Genomic DNA, 15,852 nt, shown 5'->3' on the forward strand with positions numbered 1-15,852 from the left:
CGCCACGGCCGGGTGCGCGGGTGGGGCGACGGTGCACAACTCGGGCAAGGGTACGGGCGGCAACCGCACCTCGGGCCGGGCGGGCGTCCTGGCGGGCAACCAGGTCGTCGCGCCGATCACCGCGCCGGTCAACGTCTGCGGCAACGCGGTGGCGCTGGTCGGGCGGGCGTTCGCCGGCTGCAGGGGCGGCGCGCACGTGAAGAACCCGGGCAGGGGCGCGGGCGGCAACCGTACGTCGGGCAACGCGAGCATTCTCGGCGGCAACCAGGCCGTGGCGCCGATCACCGCGCCGGTCAACGTCTGCGGCAACGCCGTGGCCGTGCTGGGCGATGCCGCCGCCGGGTGCCTCGGCGGGGCGCACGTCGGCAAGCCGGGCCACGGAGGCCACAGCGGCTACGAGCACTTGGGCCGCACCAGGTTCGCGGCGGCCAAGGGCGGCGTACTGCCCGTGGTCCCGGCCGTACCGGTCCTGGGCGGTACGCCCGACGTCGGTGGCGTCGGCGATGTCGCCAAGCTGCAGGGTGGCGGCCTGACCTCGCTGCCCCTCGTCGAGGACGCCTCCCGCACGCTGGGCCTGCCGAGCCTGCCCGGCCTGCCGGGGCTGCCCACTCAGGCGAAGACCCCGGCCAACCCCGGTCAGGCGAAGACCCCGGCCAAGCCCAAGCGGACCGCCGTGACCCCGGCCAAGCCCAAGCGCACCGCGGTCACCCCGAAGCGGACCGCCGCGTCCGCCGCGCCGGCTGACAGGGCGGGTCGCGCCCGGCCCTCCGGCGCCGCCTCGCCGCTCGCTCCGGCGACGTCGCTGGTCGCCTCGACCCCGGTCGGCGGCGCGGTGACCTCCGCCACTCGCAGCCTGCCCGTCGGCAACCTGGGCCTGATGAGCGCCGAGCAGCCGGCCGGCGTGACCGGGATGAACTCCGGCTCGCTGCTCGCCCTCATGCTGGGAGGCCTGCTCGCCGCCTCGGCGACCCTGTTCGCGACCGCCCGCCGGTTCCGCCCGAGCCGCAAGCACTGAGCAGGAAGCCGCAAGCGATCCAGCAGGACAGCGCAGGCGCCTGACCGCGCCTGACCAGATCGGCTGACCCTCGCGTCCGGCGAGCGGTCGGCGAGAGATGCTTTGCCCGTTCCGGGGGCGCGGCCCGGGGCGGGCAAAGCCATTTCCGCGTTCGGGTTCAGAGGGTGCGCCGGACTCGCATGATCTTCCGGCGCAGGCGTACGTGCCGGCTCCCGTCGGGGTGTACGCGTACGCGCGCGAGCTCCCACTGACCGTACTCTGCGTGTTCGGTCAGCAGTTGACGTGCTGCTTCGCGAGTGAGGTCGCGCGGAATGAAGATATCCATGTAGGAGTAGTCGAGCACAACGATTAGTCTCCAGGGTGGGTCAGGGCGCCATGCCGCTCGATGAGCCTTATTCTGCGTGCTTGTGGGTGGACCCGGAAGCCAGTGGGTAGCCCGGGGGGAAGGAAATTTCCGCGAGTCGGGTTACCTTTTCAGTCTGTGCCGACTCCCGGCAGGGGGATTAGCTAGCGAACAGCGAGGTAGGAAGCAGCGTGCCAGCCAAGAACGGCAGCGCCGGCGGAACACGCCTGGTGATAGTCGAGTCGCCCGCCAAGGCGAAGACCATCGCGGGCTACCTCGGGCGCGGCTACATCGTCGAATCGAGCATCGGTCACATCCGCGACCTGCCGGAGAAGGCCGACGACATCCCTGAGAAGTACAAGGGAGCGCCTTGGGCACGGCTCGGGGTGAATGTCGAGCACGAGTTCGAGCCGCTGTACGTCGTCAACCCCGACAAACGATCGCAGGTCAACAAGCTGCGGCAGCTGCTGAAGGACGCCGACGAGCTCTATCTCGCCACTGACGAGGACCGCGAGGGCGAGGCGATCGCCTGGCACCTGCGCGAGGTGCTCAAGCCCAAGGTCCCCGTGCACCGCATGGTCTTCCACGAGATCACCCAGCAGGCGATCCAGGACGCCGTGGCCAACCCGCGCGACCTCAACCTGCGCCTGGTGGACGCCCAGGAGACGCGCCGCATCCTCGACCGGCTCTACGGCTACGAGGTCAGTCCCGTCCTGTGGAAGAAGGTCAAGCCGCGTCTGTCGGCGGGCCGCGTGCAGTCGGTGGCGACGCGCCTGGTGGTGGAGCGCGAGCGCGACCGTATGGCGTTCACGCCTGCCCACTACTGGGATCTGCAGGCGTTGTTCGACACCGGCAAGGCGGAGGAGCGGCCGCGCGACTTCACCGCGACGCTGACCGTGGTCGACGGCAGGCGGGTGGCGCAGGGGCGCGACTTCGCCAGCACCGGCCGGCTGAAGAACGCCGACGTGCTGCACCTGTCGGAGGCGGCCGCGGGTGAGCTGGCGGGCCGGTTGCGGGGTTCGTCGTTCGCGGTCAAGTCGGTCGAGCGCAAGCCGTACACCCGCAAGCCCTACGCGCCGTTCAGGACGACCACGTTGCAGCAGGAGGCCAGCAGGAAGCTGGGGTTCTCCGCGAAATACACGATGCAGGTGGCGCAGCGGCTCTACGAGAACGGCTTCATCACCTACATGCGTACCGACAGCATCACGCTGTCGGAGACGGCGGTGGCGGCCGCGCGGTCCCAGGCGCTCAAGCTGTACGGCGCCGCGTACATTCCCGACAAGCCTCGCGTCTACGCCAGCAAGGTGAAGAGCGCGCAGGAGGCGCACGAGGCGATCAGGCCGTCGGGCGAGGAGTTCCGCACGCCGGGCGAGACCGGACTGTCGGGCGACATGTTCAGGCTGTACGAGCTGATCTGGCAGCGTACGGTGTCGTCGCAGATGAAGGACGCGGTCGGCGAGTCGATCACGGTCAAGGTGGCCGGCAGGTCGTCGGGGGGCGAGGACGTCGAGTTCAGCGCCTCGGGGCGGACGATCACGTTCTACGGGTTCCTCAAGGCGTACGTCGAGGGGTCGGACGATCCTTCGACCGACCGCGACGACTCGGAGAAGCGGCTGCCCAACCTGGCCGAGGGCGACGCGCTCAGCGCGTCCCGGCTCGACGTGGCGGGCCACTCGACCAAGCCGCCCGCCCGCTACACCGAGGCGTCGCTGGTCAAGGAGCTGGAGGACCGCGAGATCGGGCGGCCGTCGACGTACGCCTCGATCATCGGCACGATCCTCGACCGCGGCTACGTGTTCAAGAAGGGCACGGCCCTGGTGCCGTCGTTCCTGGCGTTCGCGGTGGTCAACCTGCTGGAGCAGCATTTCGGCAACCTGGTCGACTACGACTTCACGGCCGAGATGGAGAAGGTGCTCGACGACATCGCGAACGACCGGGCGGAGCGGGTGCCTGAGCTGCAGCGCTTCTACTACGGCGTCGACGGCGACGAGGGCCTGAAGGAGATGGTCACCGACCTCGGCGACATCGACGCCAAGGAGATCAGCTCGTTCCCGGTGAAAGGCACCGACATCGTGCTGCGGGTCGGGCGCTACGGCCCCTATCTCGACCGCGACGGCCAGCGGGTCAACGTGCCCGAGGACATGACGCCCGACGAGCTGACGGCGGAGAAGGCGGAGGAGCTGTTCTCGCGGCCGACGGGCGACAGGGAGCTGGGCAAGGACCAGGCGACCGGTCACACGATCGTGGCGAAGGACGGCCGTTACGGGCCGTACGTGACGGAGGTCCTGCCGGAGCCGGCGGAGGACGAGGCGCCGAAGAAGCGCAAGAAGGCCGACGCGCCGAAGCCGCGTACGAGTTCGTTGTTCAAGTCGATGTCGCTCGACACCATCACGCTCGAGGACGCTCTCAAGCTGCTGTCCATCCCGAGGTCGGTGGGCGAGCTCGACGGCGAGGAGGTCGTGGCCTACAACGGCAAGTTCGGCCCCTACCTGAAGAAGGGCACCGACTCCCGTTCGCTGGGCAGTGAGGAAGACCTGCTGACGGTCACCATCGAGCAGGCCAAGGAGCTGTTCGCGCAGCCGAAGCAGCGCGGCCGGCGGGCCGCTGCCGCGGCGCCGCTGCGTGAGCTGGGCGACGACCCCAACTCGAAGAAGCCGGTCGTGGTGAAGGAGGGCAGGTTCGGCCCGTACGTCACCGACGGCGAGACGAACGCCTCCCTGCGCAAGGGCGACACGGTCGAGGACATCACGATCGAGCGGGCGGCGGAGTTGCTGGCCGAGCGTCGTGAGCGGGCTCCCGCGCCGAAGAAGTCGTCCAGGAAGGCGCCCGCCAAGAAGGCCACCGCGAAGAAGCCGGCGACCAAATCGTAAGTAGCATCAGGGTGTGTTCGTCCTGATGTTTCTGGGCGTCGTCGGGCTCGCGCATTTCTATCTGTGGCATCGGATGGTGCGTTCGACGACGGGCCCCGGGCGGTTGCGCAAGGCGCTGACCTGGGGCCTGGTGGGCATGGTGCTGCTCGTCGCCGCGGCGTTCGCGGGATCGCGGGTGGCGTGGGGGCACTGGCTCGCCTGGCCGGGCTACCTCTGGGTGGCCGTGATGTTCTACCTGGTCGTCATCCTGGTCGTGCTGGAGATCCCGCGGGCCGTGGCGGCGCTGCTGCTGCGCCGGGCCGTTCCGCGGGGCGCGACTCCCGAGCCTGAGCCGGTGCCGGTGCTCGCCGGTGCCGGCGGTCCCGCCGAGGACGAGCCGGTCGCGCCTGCCCCGCCGGAGGCGGCCCCGATGAGCAGGCGGCTCTTCCTGGGGCGGGCCACCGCCGCCGTGGCCGGCGTGGGTGCGCTGGGCACGGTCGGGTACGGCATGACGACCGCTCTGGGAGACCCCGTGACCGAGCGGGTCGGGGTCGTGTTGCCGAAGCTGGATCCCCGGCTCAGCGGCCTGCGGTTCGCGGTGGTGAGCGACGTACACCTGGGGCCGCTGACAGGGCTGCGGCACACCGAGCGCATCGTCCGCATGATCAACGGCTTGGAGGCCGACGTGGTGGCGATCGTGGGCGACCTGGTGGACGGGCCGGTCGCCGAGTTGGGGCCGCTCGCCCGGCCGCTCAAGAACCTGGAGTCCAGCTACGGGGCCTATTTCGTGACCGGTAACCACGAGTACTACGTGTCCGGAGGCCCCGGCGAGTGGATCGAGGAGCTCGCGGAGCTCGGCGTACGCTCTCTGCGTAACGAACGGGTGGAGATCCGGCATCAGGGGGCCGTGCTCGACCTGGCCGGAGTCAACGACGTCGGCGGGGCGGACGCGGGTGAGCCTCCGGACTTCGGCAAGGCGCTCGGCGGGCGCGCGGCGGGCAGGAGCACCGTGCTGCTCGCCCACCAGCCCGTCCAGGTCGCCGAGGCCGCCCGTCACGGCGTCGACCTGCAGTTGTCGGGGCACACGCACGGTGGTCAGCTCGCGCCGTTCAACGTGGTGGTGGGGCTGCAGCAGCCGGTGGTGTCGGGCCTGGCCACGGTCGACGGGGTGCCGGTCTATGTGACCAGGGGCGCGGGGTTCTGGGGGCCGCCGGTGCGCGTGGGGGCTCCGCCCGAGGTCACGATGTTGGAGTTGCGCGCCTGACTTTGTGCAATCCGCTGGTCACGTAGTGCCATGATGGCGTACAGTATCCGACCGGATACGAGTCGGAGGTGCGACATGGGCTCTTCGCCGGTGGAGCAGGCGCTGCGGCAGGAGGTGGCGCTCTGGGCCGAGCGCGGCGGCCTGCTGTTCAGGCAGGCCAGGCATGCCGCGAGCCTCAACCAGAAGACTCTGGCCAGCGTGAGCGGCACGTCGCGCACGACGCTGTCGGCCTACGAGCACGGCAGGAAGTCGCCGACGCTCGAGACGGCCGGGCGCATTCTCGACGCCGCCGGGTTCCGGCTGACGCTGGAGGCGAAGGTCGAGTTCGCCACGCGCGTGACCGGCGACGGGCGCATCTTCCACGTGCCGAGCCGGCTGCGGCGGCTGCCGGTCGCGGCGGCGCTCGGCGTCGTGCGGGTGCGCGGGCGGGCGCACGACCTGGCCGACCGTGGCGAGCGGCGGGCCGCCTACACCGCGCTGTTGTGCGGGGGCGGGCCACAGGAGCTGCTCGACCACGTCGACGGTGTGCTGCTCGTGGAGCTGTTCGACGAGCTGGATCTGCCGCCCGCCGTCCGCGCCGAATGGCGGCCACTGGTGGAGGCGGCGCGACAAGAGGCCGGAGTTATCAAGTGATGATGGATTTGGGGCCCTTTTCGAGGTGCGAAACCTGCGCACCAGCCCGCGGACGTAATACTCTCAGCCACGAGCAGCCGGGCATTTCCGGCTCCTCCCCTGACTGCCCGCTTCCGGTCAACACCTGGATACGCTGAAATCATGACTGCCCCTGGCCGACGCCGCCCGGCTCACGTGCTGGCCAACGCGCCCTTCCGGCGGCTGTGGACCGCCATGTCGGTGTGCAGTCTCGGCGACTGGCTCAACATCCTGGCGCTCACCGCGCTGGCCGGAAACCTGATGCGCGACGACTACCGCGTGCAGTCGCTGGCCATCGGCGGCGTGTTCGTGGCCAAGATGTTGCCGGCGATCCTGCTCGGGCCGCTCGCGGGCGTGTTCGCCGACAGGTTCGACAGGCGGCTGACGATGTTCGCGGCCGACCTCGCCCGGTTCGCCATCGTGTTGTCGATCCCGTTCGTGCACAGCTACCAGTGGGTGATCATCGCGACCATCCTGGTGGAGTGCATCAACCTGTTCTGGGTCCCGGCCAAGGACGCCACCGTCCCCAACCTGGTGCCCAAGGAGCAGCTCGAATCGGCCAACCAGCTCAACCTGCTGGTCACCTACGGCACCGCGCCGATCGCCGCCATGCTGTTCGCGGCCCTGTCCGTGGTGGGCGACCTGGCCACCAGCACGGTGCCGTTCCTGTCCGGCAGGGACGGCACGGGGCTGGCGCTCATCGTCAACGCCTGCGCCTACCTCGTGTCGGCGTTCCTGATCTTCACGCTGCGGAGCATCCCCAAGCGTGACGGCGCCATCTCCACGCCGTCCGTGCTCAAGCAGGTCATCGAGGGCTGGCGCTACGTCAGCGGCCACCGCATGGTGCGCGGCCTCATCATCGGCATGCTCGGGGCGTTCGCCGCGGGCGGGGCCGTGGTGGGCGTCGCCAAGATCTACGTCGGCGCGCTCGGCGGCGGCGACGCGGCCTACGGCGTCGTGTTCGGCGCGGTCTTCGTCGGCATGGCGCTGGGCATGTTCTTCGGGCCAAGGCTGCTGCGTCAGCTGTCGCGCCGGCGGCTGTTCGGCCTGGCCATCACCGTGGCCGGGCTGGTGCTCGTCACGATCGCGCTGGTGCACAACCTGCCGATCGTGGTCATGCTGACCGTCGTGCTCGGCGCGTGCGCGGGCATCGCCTGGATCATCGGCTACACGCTGATCGGGCTCGAGGTCGAAGACGGGCTGCGCGGCCGTACGTTCTCGTTCCTGCAGTCGACCGCCCGCGTGACGCTGCTGCTCGTGGTCGCCGTGGCCAACCCGGTGGCGGCCATCTTCGGCGTGCACGTGCTGGAGCTGGGCGAGTTCGCCTACCAGTTCGACGGGTCCAACCTGGTGCTGGTGATCGGAGGCGTGCTCGCGACCGCCGTCGGCATCCTCGCCCTGCGCCACATGGACGACAGGAAGGGCGTGCCGTTCACGGCCGACCTGATCGCCGCGGTGCGCGGCGAGCGGCTGGGCACCGAGCCCGCCGAGCACGTTCCGGGCCTGTTCGTGGCGTTCGAGGGCGGCGAGGGGTCGGGCAAGACGACCCAGTCGCGGCTGATCGCCATCTGGCTGCGCGACCAGGGCTACGACGTCGTGCAGACGCGCGAGCCCGGCTCCACCAAGGTCGGCATGCGGCTGCGCGCGATCCTGCTCGACGCGGCCGAAGCCGGCCTGTCGGCCCGCGCCGAGGCCCTGCTCTACGCCGCCGACCGGGCCGAGCACGTGGAGAAGGTGATCAGGCCCGCCCTCTACCGGGGCGCGCTCGTCGTCACCGACCGCTACGTCGACTCGTCGCTGGCCTACCAGGGCGCCGGGCGGGCGCTCGACCCCGAAGACGTGTCGAAGATCAACGCCTGGGCCACGGGCGGGCTGGTGCCGCACCTGACCGTGCTCATCGACACGCCGCCCCAGGTGGGGCTCACCCGGCTGGGCGGCGCGGCCGACCGCATCGAGGCCGAGCCGCTGGAATTCCACGAGCGGGTACGCAAGGAGTTCCGCGCGCTGGCGGCGGCGGCGCCCGAGCGCTACCTCGTGGTCGACGGCACCCTGCCGCCCGAGGTGATCACCCGACAGATCCAGGACCGCATCCACGAGATCCTTCCCGACCCGGTGCCGAGGGAGTCGGAAGACGCCACGGGCACGATGCCCGCCATCCGCGACTAGCCTTGCCTCGTGACGGTTTTCGATGACCTGGTCGGGCAGGACCAAGCCACTGCCGTGCTGTCGCGGGCCGCTGCGGCGGCCGGCGAGGTCATCGGGGGCGGGCGCGGCGCGGGCATGACGCACGCCTGGCTGTTCACCGGCCCACCGGGCTCGGGCAGGGAAGAGGCCGCCCGCGCCTTCGCCGCGGCGCTGCTGTGCCCCGACGCCGGCTGCGGCCACTGCGACCAGTGCCACCAGGTGCTGATCGGCTCACACCCCGACCTGGAGTCCGTACGCCCCGAAGGTCTGTCCTACAGCGTCAAGCAGACCCGCGAGCTCATCCTGCGCGCGGCCGGGGCGCCCACGCAGGGCCGGTGGCGGGTCATCCTGTTCGAAGACGCCGACCGCGCCACGGAGTCTGCGGCCAACGCCCTGCTCAAGGCCATCGAGGAGCCGCCACCCCGCACGGTGTGGCTGCTGTGCGCCCCCGCCCCCGACGACCTCATGATCACCATCAGGTCCCGCTGCCGGCAGGTCACCCTCACCACCCCCGCCACGGAGGCCGTCGCCCACGTGCTGGCCACCCGTGACAGCGTGCCACCCGACCTCGCCAGGTTCGCCGCCAGAGCCGCCCAGGGTCACATCACCAGGGCGCGGGCGCTCGCGCTCGACGAGGGAGCCAGGACGCGCCGCGAGGCCGTGCTGGGCATCCCACGCGCGCTGACGGGGGTCGGCGAGTGCGTCGCCGCGGCCGAACGGCTGGTGAAGACGGCCGAGGAAGAGGCCGCCGCCGCCACCGCCGCGCTCAACGACAACGAGACCTCCGAGCTGCGCAGGCTCTATGGCGAGGGCTCCACGGGCAAAGGGCTCAACCGGGGGCTCGTACGCGGCGGAGCGGGCGCGCTGAAGGAGCTGGAGGACCGGCAGAAGTCCCGGGCCACCCGCATCAAACGCGATTCGCTCGACTCGGCGCTGCTGGAGCTGGTGTCCTACTACCGCGACGTGTTGGCCATGCAGTTCGGCGCCGCCGTCGAACTGGCCAACGACGACCTCCGCTTCGACCTCGACCAGTTGGCCAAGGCGTCCACGCCCGAGGAGACGCTGCGGCGGATCGACGCGATCATGCAGTGCAGGGAACGCCTGGCGGCCAACGTCAACCCGCAGATCGCGGTCGAGGCGATGATGCTGGCGCTGCGGCCATGAGATGACCGGGTGACAGAAGCAGCAGACGGGGCCGACAGGCGTCTCTGTTACGTGGAAGTCGAACTACTCACCCAACAGGAAGCCCTCGCCCGGCAGCGCGTGGACGTGGCCTCCATCTTCGCCGAGCACCACGTCGGCCTCGTACGGCTGGCTCTGATCATGCTCGGTGACCAGGCCAGCGCCGAGGACGTCGTACAGGAGGCGTTCGCCCGCACCCACGCCGGCCGGGGCAGGCTGCGCGACCCCGGCAAGGCGCTCACGTACGTGCGGTCCGCGGTGCTCAACGGGTGCCGGTCGGTGTTACGCCGGCGGGCGACCGTGCTGCGGCGGGCGGTGCCGTACGAACCGCCTGTCTGGTCGGCGGAGAGCGCCGCGATGCTCGGGGAGGAGCGGCGGGAGGTGCTGCTGGCGCTGCGCGAGCTGCCGCGCCGGCAGCGCGAGGCCCTCACCCTGCGCTACTACTTAGACCTCACCGACCAGGAGGTCGCCGACACCATGCGGATCAGCGCCGGTACGGCGCGATCCACGATCGCGCGGGGACTCGCCGCGCTCGGCCGGGCACTCGAGGAGGAATCATGAACCACGGTTCGACGGAGGACCGGCTGCGCGCGGCTCTCACGGAGGCGGGCGCGACGCTCGATCCCGGCACGCTCAGGCCGCTGCGGGCGCCGGAGCGGCGCTTCCGGCCGAACTACCGGCTGGTGGCGGCGGCCGTGGCGGTCGTGCTCGCGGGGACGGCGACGGCAGCGGTGCTGGGCGGGCCGGGCGACGTGGCCAACATCGTCGCGACCTCCACGCAGACACTCCCCGACGAGGAGACGGACCTGGCGGTCATCCTGTGTACGGAGTCGGCGCGGAAAGACCCGTGCCGGGGGCGGGCGGCCAGTCCCGAGCAGACGCGGATGATCGAGGAGACGATACGGCGGTCGTCGGACGTCGAGGTGGTGACCTTCGAAAGCCAGGAGGTCGCCTACGGCAGGTTCCGGCAGGAGTACGCGGAGAACAAGGCGCTGCTGGCCGCCGTCAAGCCCGCCGACATGCCCCCGTCGTTCAGGGTGAAGGTCAAGGAAGGGACCGATCTGCGGCAGACTTTCCGGCTCCTTCCGACGTTGCCCGGCGTGGCGAAGTTCTCTGATCCGGCGAGGCTCTTCGAGCTTCCGGTCATGAAGGGAGAAGTGCAGCGAATCGCCGTCTTCCTGTGCGGTAAGGGTTCGGCCCTGCCCGCGTGCGGGGGGCAGCGCACCACAGAACGCGTTACCAAGGAGGGCAAGGCGGCGACGGAGGCAGAGATGAAGGCCATCGAGAAGCTGATCGCGAAAATGCCTGAGGTCGAGTCGTACGTCTTCGAGGACCAGGAGGCGGCGTACAAGAATTTCCGTGACTCGTACAAGTCCAACGAGCAGCTCCTCGAAGCCACCAAGGTGGAGGACATGCCCGAGTCGTTCAGGCTGACGATGCGTCCCGGGACCGAGCGGGTCCATGTGATCGGCGAGCTCGAGCGGCAACCAGGGGTGGCTCAGGTCCTCGACCAGACGTGCGTGCGCGAGCAGGCCGCGTTGGCGAAGTACGGCCTGGACCTGCCGGAAGCGGACGTGTGCTCCAAGGGCCGCTAACCTTCGGCGCTGATGGGCACGTAATGTGGCAACGGAAGGTCGCACAGTCCCCCTAGGCCGTCAGGAGGCGAGCTCGAGCCCATGGGAATGATCATGGCCGTGAGCTTCACCCGCTACGGAAGGCTCTACTACCTCGACCCGGGCGGGCACAGCCCCAAGGTGGGCGACAAAGTGCTCGTACCCACCGACTCGGGTCCAGAGGTGGCGGAGTGCGTGTGGGCGCCTCAATGGAGCAGCGAGGACATCGACGGACTACCCGTGTGTGCGGGGTCGGCCGAGGAGGAACACCTCGCCCGCGACGAATCCAACAAACGCCGCAGAGCCGAGGCCCGCAGCGTGGCCAAACGCCTCATCAAACGGCACACCCTGCCCATGAAGGTCGTCGGCGTCGACTACCTCGACGAGGAGAACGTCTACACCGTCTACTTCTCGGCCCCCCACCGGGTCGACTTCCGCGCCCTCGTCCGCGACCTGGCCCGCAACCTGCGGGCCAGGGTCGAACTGCGGCAGATCGGCCCCAGGGACGAGGCACGCCTCCAGGGCGGCATCGGGCCCTGCGGGCGCGACCTCTGCTGCGCCACGTTCCTCAAGGACTTCGAGCCGGTGTCCGTACGCATGGCCAAGGACCAGGACCTCCCCGTCAACCCGCTGCGCATCGCGGGGGCCTGCGGGCGGCTCATGTGCTGCCTCAAGTACGAACACCCGCTCTACCAGGAGTTCCGCGCCTCGGCCCCCCGGGTGGGAATGAACGTGGACACCCCGGAAGGCGCCGGCACCGTGGTGGGGCACAACGTGCCGTCCGACTCGGTGGTGGTGCGGCTCAACGACGGAGGACGGCGGTGCGCCTGCTCGAAGGCGAGCGTGTGCGGGCCGCGAAAGGCGTACGACTCTACGTACGGGGAGCAGGGGGGTTAGGCGGGAGCGAGAACCCTCCGGGCTCCTGTAGACTCTTTCACGCCGTACGGCACGCCGCCTTAGCTCAGTCGGCCAGAGCACTTCACTCGTAATGAAGGGGTCTGGGGTTCGAATCCCCAAGGCGGCTCCCAGGTCAAAGGCCCTCCCGGATGATCCGAGAGGGCCTTTCGCGTGGGCGTACAGCCATCCGGCACACGCCCATCCGGTCGGTCATGAGCGCCACCAGGTCATCCAGCAGCCCGCCGCACTCGGCGCGCGTGGTGGCCAGCGCGGACAACCGGGGTGCGTACGGGGTGAACTCGACACCGCCTTTGAGGTCGAAGCCGACCAGGGCGACCGGTTGCGGCGCGAGACCGACGATCAGCGCGTTGGCCAGGTTGGACTTGCCCGACTGCGTCGCGCCCGCGTTGATCCAGTGCGGCACGGTTCGGAAGTCGATCACCCACGGCGTGCCGGTCTCCAGGCGTCCCACGGTGACCTTGAGCAGTTCGGTGGACGGTGGCAGTTCATCGACCTTGACGAGCGGGTCACGGACGGTGGCGGCGAGGCGTACCCGGCCGGGCTTGTCGGAGGAGACGCGCACGGCGTGCACGCCCCAGGAGTGCGCGAGGCGTTCGGCGGCCTCGGCGTAGTCGGCGGGGATCTGTCCTTCCAGGGTGTGCAGGGTGACCCGCCAGCCGTGCCGGGTCGGGATCGGCAGCCACATGAACGGCTTGGTGTCCACGGCGATGCGCTGCCACTTGCGCCGGACGCGGACGACGCCGGGTGGAGGCGACCAGTCCGGGGACGGTGGTGAACCAGAAGCGCTGCCGCTTCTTGGTGAGGTTGCAGCCGAGAGCGACCTTGCGCCAGGTCGCCCGGATGGTGATGGCCGTGATCGGGAAGCCGATGACGAGCCAGAAGGAGCGGTAGTGCCAGCGGCGCCAGGCCCACAGCCCGGCCGCCGAGGCGGCCAGGACTGCGAGCATCGCGTAGAACTGGTCAGACATCGGCGGCCTCCTGCAGCGGGAGCAGGGCGGTCGCGCGGTAGGAGATGCCCCAGCGTCCGGCGATCTCCCAGACGTAGCCGAGCAGTCCGACCGCGTTGACGGCGTCGCCGGCCTTGATGGGCGGCTCTCCGGTGATACCGATCTTTACCAGTTCGATCCGGCCGAACTCGTCCTCGACGGAGACCGTGACCTCGTAGACGGTGTTGCCGTGCTTGTCGGTCTTGATCTCGCCGGTGTCCTTGTTGAGCACGCGAGGGCGCGGGGCCTTCACGCAGGTGATGGTGAGCTTGCTGACGTCCACAGGGATGGGGACGGTACGCATGGCTGTATGACCTCTCGTCGGCCTGTTGATCAGGCGTTTCAGGACGAGGGATGCCGTGCCGTCAGCTCGGAGGCGATAGCATCGAAGCGCCAACTAGGGTGCTTATCGCATCCGGCCTGGGCGGGTCTCCCGCTCAGGCCACTTTCATGTGTGGCCCTCTCTCCGCCTTTCGTGAGCGGACCTCCTTGATCCACCCCTGAAACGCGAAGAGCGTTCGTGCTGGGCTGCCACCCTCCGACTACGGAGAGTTCCAGCTACAACACGAACGCTACCTGATACTGAGAGTAATCGCTAGTACTTAGAGTACGTGGACGCGTACTTTTTCTACGCGGCCACTCGCTCGGCCAGCTCCCGCAGCTCAGAGGACGCCGGATCCTGCATCGACAGCAGGTCAGAGACGAGTTGCCGGACGACGCGGTGGTTGCGAATCTGCTCCGGCGTGACGTTCTCGGCCTCCAGCAGCCGCGTCACCGCTTCGTCTACTTGGCGACGCTGCGCATGCGCCCGCGCGAGATCGACAGCCAGTCGCGCCCGTCGTTCGGCCGACAGAGTCGAGGTGTCCACGGCGGTTCCGACCCGCAGCGCGTGCCCGGCGTCGCCGACCTCCACGGCCACCGCCACCTCATGCAGCGCCACGTTGGCCGGCCCGAACTCGGTGTTGTAGTCGTTGCGCCCCTCACCGACCCGCGTGGCCATCTCGCGGGCGCGCGAGAGATGCTCGTAGGCGACATCGGCCTGGTTAAGCCGCGAGGCCGCCACCGCCCGCTGCAAGGTCAGTCCACCCCACAACGACATCGCTTCCACGTTGCCCTGATCAGTCAGGAACCACAGCGCCTCAGCAGCGGTCCGCGCAGTCTCCTCCACCTGATCGAAATGACGCGCCCCCAGGAACACGAACCCCAGCCGGAACGCCCCGGCCGCCATCATCAACGGGTTGCCGGCACGCTCGGCCGCGCTGATGGCCCGATCGGCCGCGATCCACGCCGCCTCCGGCTCACCCAGCTTGGCCAACGATGCCGAACACGCCTGGTAGGTGACCGCCAGCAGCTCGAACAACTCGGCCTGCCGCTCAGCAGGCGCGGACCGTACCGCGTTCTCCAGCGTCGGGACGAGCCCACGCAGCAGCTCCGTCAGCTCGACGTAGCGGCTCTGATGCGTCAGCTCCCAGGCGTGGTCCACGCGCGGCTTGAGCTGGTCGGTCGGTGGCACCGGTGTGGCGTGCAACATGGCGTACAACGAGTGCGCCCCGGACAGCACCAGCCGCAGCCCGGCCGTCCCCGGCACCTCCTCGGTCGTGGCCGCCACCACCGGCGCCTCTGCGGCCAGCTCCGACAGCGGCACGTCCAGAGTTTCGGCGACCTTCTCCAGCACGGACATGCGATCGACCTTGCGCACGCCCCGCTCTACTTGCGAGATCCATGCGACCGACCGGTCCACCAGCCGCGCCAGCTCCACTTGTGACAGGCCGCGCCGTTTGCGTTCCTGGGCGATGCGCCGTCCGAGCGCCCGCTGATACTCCATGCTCACGACGTCGTGCCCTTCCCGCTCAGCAGATCCAGCCAATCGACCTCGACCGAGGCCAGTAGCTCTTCGCGAGCCGCCAGGAAGCGCTTGGTGTGCTCGGTCTGCTCGTGGGCGTCGAAGGCGTCGCGGTCCCGGTACAGCTCGTAGAAGATCCGCTGGAGCGGCTGACCGTCCACCCGGTGTGAGGCGTACGCGATCGTTCCCGGCTCGTGCCGGCGGATCGCCTCGATTGTCTCACCGACGAGGGTGTCGAACGCCGCCGCGCTCTCCTCGTCCTTGCAGGTGAATCGCACCATTAGTCCAAACATGCGCGCCTCCTGGGTCGCCGTGACGGGCTGGGATCAGGGTGTCTTCACTCGACCAGTACTTATTGTGCGGCGCAAGTACATCAAGTCGCTTGTACTTGAAGTATAGCACTAGTACTTTAAGTACTGATAGCGGATCGCAGGGCGTTGACCTGCATGAACGCAAGGAAACGGCGATGTCTCTGACGCTGAACAGCGGCCAAGAAATCCACCGCTGGTGTCGCAACTTCCCCGGCACCAAGGCCCAGATCAGCGCAGCGCGCCGGTTCGTCGCCGGCTACCTCGGCGACCGCCCCGAGACTTACACCGCCGAACTCGTCATCTCCGAACTCGCCACCAACGCCATCCGCCACACCCGCAGCGGCCAGGCCGCCGGCCGATTCGGCGTAACCCTCCACGCAGGCACCGCCCTGCTGATCGTCGCCGTCCACGACGAAGGCGGCCCCTCCACCCCACACCTACGCCAGGCCGACAGCACGGACCAGGGCGGCCGAGGACTGCGCCTGGTGGACAGCCTGACAACACGGTGGGGCGTCCACGGCGACAAAGCCGGACGCACAGTATGGGCACTCATCCCACTCGACCAGACCACATGAGCGACTGCCTATCCCCGCACCTACCCGAGCCGGAGCCGAACCACAAGCGGTTGACCTGGTTCAAGGCGTGCAAGGAGTCACGACGGCGGACGCTCGCCTGGACCTGCCACTGCCAGAA

The 15,852-nt window shown here is 69.5% G+C and carries 15 protein-coding genes and 1 tRNA gene; 11 read left to right on the forward strand and 5 right to left on the reverse strand.

From position 1 onward, the window contains the following. Nucleotides 1-1,015: chaplin family protein (locus E1267_RS44160; RefSeq protein ID WP_165959523.1), on the forward strand; the 1,015-nt coding region annotated here is incomplete at its 5' end. A gap of 157 nt (nucleotides 1,016-1,172) precedes the next feature. Here E1267_RS44160 and E1267_RS08995 read toward each other — a convergent pair. Then, on the reverse strand, nucleotides 1,173-1,358 hold the full coding sequence (locus E1267_RS08995; RefSeq protein WP_103957247.1) for a DUF5703 family protein: 186 nt from the start codon (nucleotides 1,356-1,358) through the stop codon (nucleotides 1,173-1,175). A 191-nt stretch (nucleotides 1,359-1,549) separates the two neighbouring features. Between E1267_RS08995 and topA the strand changes: the two genes are divergently transcribed. The 9 genes from topA (at nucleotide 1,550) to E1267_RS09040 (ending at nucleotide 12,125) form a co-directional block, all read left to right on the forward strand. Continuing rightward, the gene (gene topA, locus E1267_RS09000; protein WP_132331701.1) at nucleotides 1,550-4,228 is read left to right on the forward strand and encodes a type I DNA topoisomerase; all 2,679 of its coding nucleotides are present in this window, start codon (nucleotides 1,550-1,552) and stop codon (nucleotides 4,226-4,228) included. A 13-nt stretch (nucleotides 4,229-4,241) separates the two neighbouring features. Continuing rightward, complete coding sequence (locus tag E1267_RS09005) at nucleotides 4,242-5,471, forward strand: metallophosphoesterase (RefSeq protein WP_220449389.1); 1,230 nt, start codon at nucleotides 4,242-4,244, stop codon at nucleotides 5,469-5,471. Between the two features lie 75 nt (nucleotides 5,472-5,546). Continuing rightward, nucleotides 5,547-6,104 carry a helix-turn-helix transcriptional regulator gene (locus E1267_RS09010; RefSeq protein ID WP_132331703.1) on the forward strand — a complete coding sequence of 186 codons (558 nt, stop codon included), beginning with the start codon at nucleotides 5,547-5,549 and terminating at the stop codon, nucleotides 6,102-6,104. Between the two features lie 141 nt (nucleotides 6,105-6,245). Further along, entirely contained in the window at nucleotides 6,246-8,288 is a 2,043-nt protein-coding gene (gene tmk / locus E1267_RS09015; protein ID WP_132331705.1) for a dTMP kinase, read from the forward strand. Between the two features lie 9 nt (nucleotides 8,289-8,297). Continuing rightward, nucleotides 8,298-9,470 (forward strand): DNA polymerase III subunit delta', encoded by a 1,173-nt coding sequence (locus E1267_RS09020; RefSeq protein WP_132331707.1) that lies wholly within the window; start codon nucleotides 8,298-8,300, stop codon nucleotides 9,468-9,470. Between the two features lie 51 nt (nucleotides 9,471-9,521). Further along, complete coding sequence (locus tag E1267_RS09025; RefSeq protein ID WP_246063639.1) at nucleotides 9,522-10,049, forward strand: SigE family RNA polymerase sigma factor; 528 nt, start codon at nucleotides 9,522-9,524, stop codon at nucleotides 10,047-10,049. After that, a complete protein-coding gene (locus E1267_RS09030) occupies nucleotides 10,046-11,083 on the forward strand; it encodes a permease-like cell division protein FtsX (RefSeq protein WP_132331709.1) in 1,038 nt (345 codons plus the stop codon). The genes E1267_RS09025 and E1267_RS09030 overlap by 4 nt, the downstream gene beginning before the upstream one ends. Nucleotides 11,084-11,164: 81 nt before the next feature. Continuing rightward, nucleotides 11,165-11,998 carry a PSP1 domain-containing protein gene (locus tag E1267_RS09035; RefSeq protein ID WP_425465071.1) on the forward strand — a complete coding sequence of 278 codons (834 nt, stop codon included), beginning with the start codon at nucleotides 11,165-11,167 and terminating at the stop codon, nucleotides 11,996-11,998. Nucleotides 11,999-12,051: 53 nt separating this feature from the next. Then, nucleotides 12,052-12,125, forward strand: a tRNA-Thr gene (locus tag E1267_RS09040). A 6-nt stretch (nucleotides 12,126-12,131) separates the two neighbouring features. Here the strand turns inward: E1267_RS09040 and E1267_RS09045 are convergent. From E1267_RS09045 to E1267_RS09060, 4 genes are all read right to left on the reverse strand, one after another. Next, nucleotides 12,132-12,722 carry an FtsK/SpoIIIE domain-containing protein gene (locus tag E1267_RS09045; protein WP_246063641.1) on the reverse strand — a complete coding sequence of 197 codons (591 nt, stop codon included), beginning with the start codon at nucleotides 12,720-12,722 and terminating at the stop codon, nucleotides 12,132-12,134. Between the two features lie 257 nt (nucleotides 12,723-12,979). Next, nucleotides 12,980-13,309 (reverse strand): SCO3933 family regulatory protein, encoded by a 330-nt coding sequence (locus E1267_RS09050; protein WP_165959524.1) that lies wholly within the window; start codon nucleotides 13,307-13,309, stop codon nucleotides 12,980-12,982. A 324-nt stretch (nucleotides 13,310-13,633) separates the two neighbouring features. Next, the gene (locus E1267_RS09055; protein WP_246063649.1) at nucleotides 13,634-14,830 is read right to left on the reverse strand and encodes a helix-turn-helix domain-containing protein; all 1,197 of its coding nucleotides are present in this window, start codon (nucleotides 14,828-14,830) and stop codon (nucleotides 13,634-13,636) included. Nucleotides 14,831-14,832: 2 nt separating this feature from the next. After that, the gene (locus tag E1267_RS09060; protein WP_246063644.1) at nucleotides 14,833-15,129 is read right to left on the reverse strand and encodes a putative quinol monooxygenase; all 297 of its coding nucleotides are present in this window, start codon (nucleotides 15,127-15,129) and stop codon (nucleotides 14,833-14,835) included. Nucleotides 15,130-15,314: 185 nt separating this feature from the next. On the opposite strand from E1267_RS09060, the gene E1267_RS09065 reads away from it, so the two are divergent. Then, entirely contained in the window at nucleotides 15,315-15,734 is a 420-nt protein-coding gene (locus E1267_RS09065; RefSeq protein ID WP_132331715.1) for an ATP-binding protein, read from the forward strand. Nucleotides 15,735-15,852: the final 118 nt, after the last annotated feature.

Origin of the sequence: Nonomuraea longispora (assembly GCF_004348345.1) — a bacterium.
GTDB lineage: Bacteria > Actinomycetota > Actinomycetes > Streptosporangiales > Streptosporangiaceae > Nonomuraea > Nonomuraea longispora.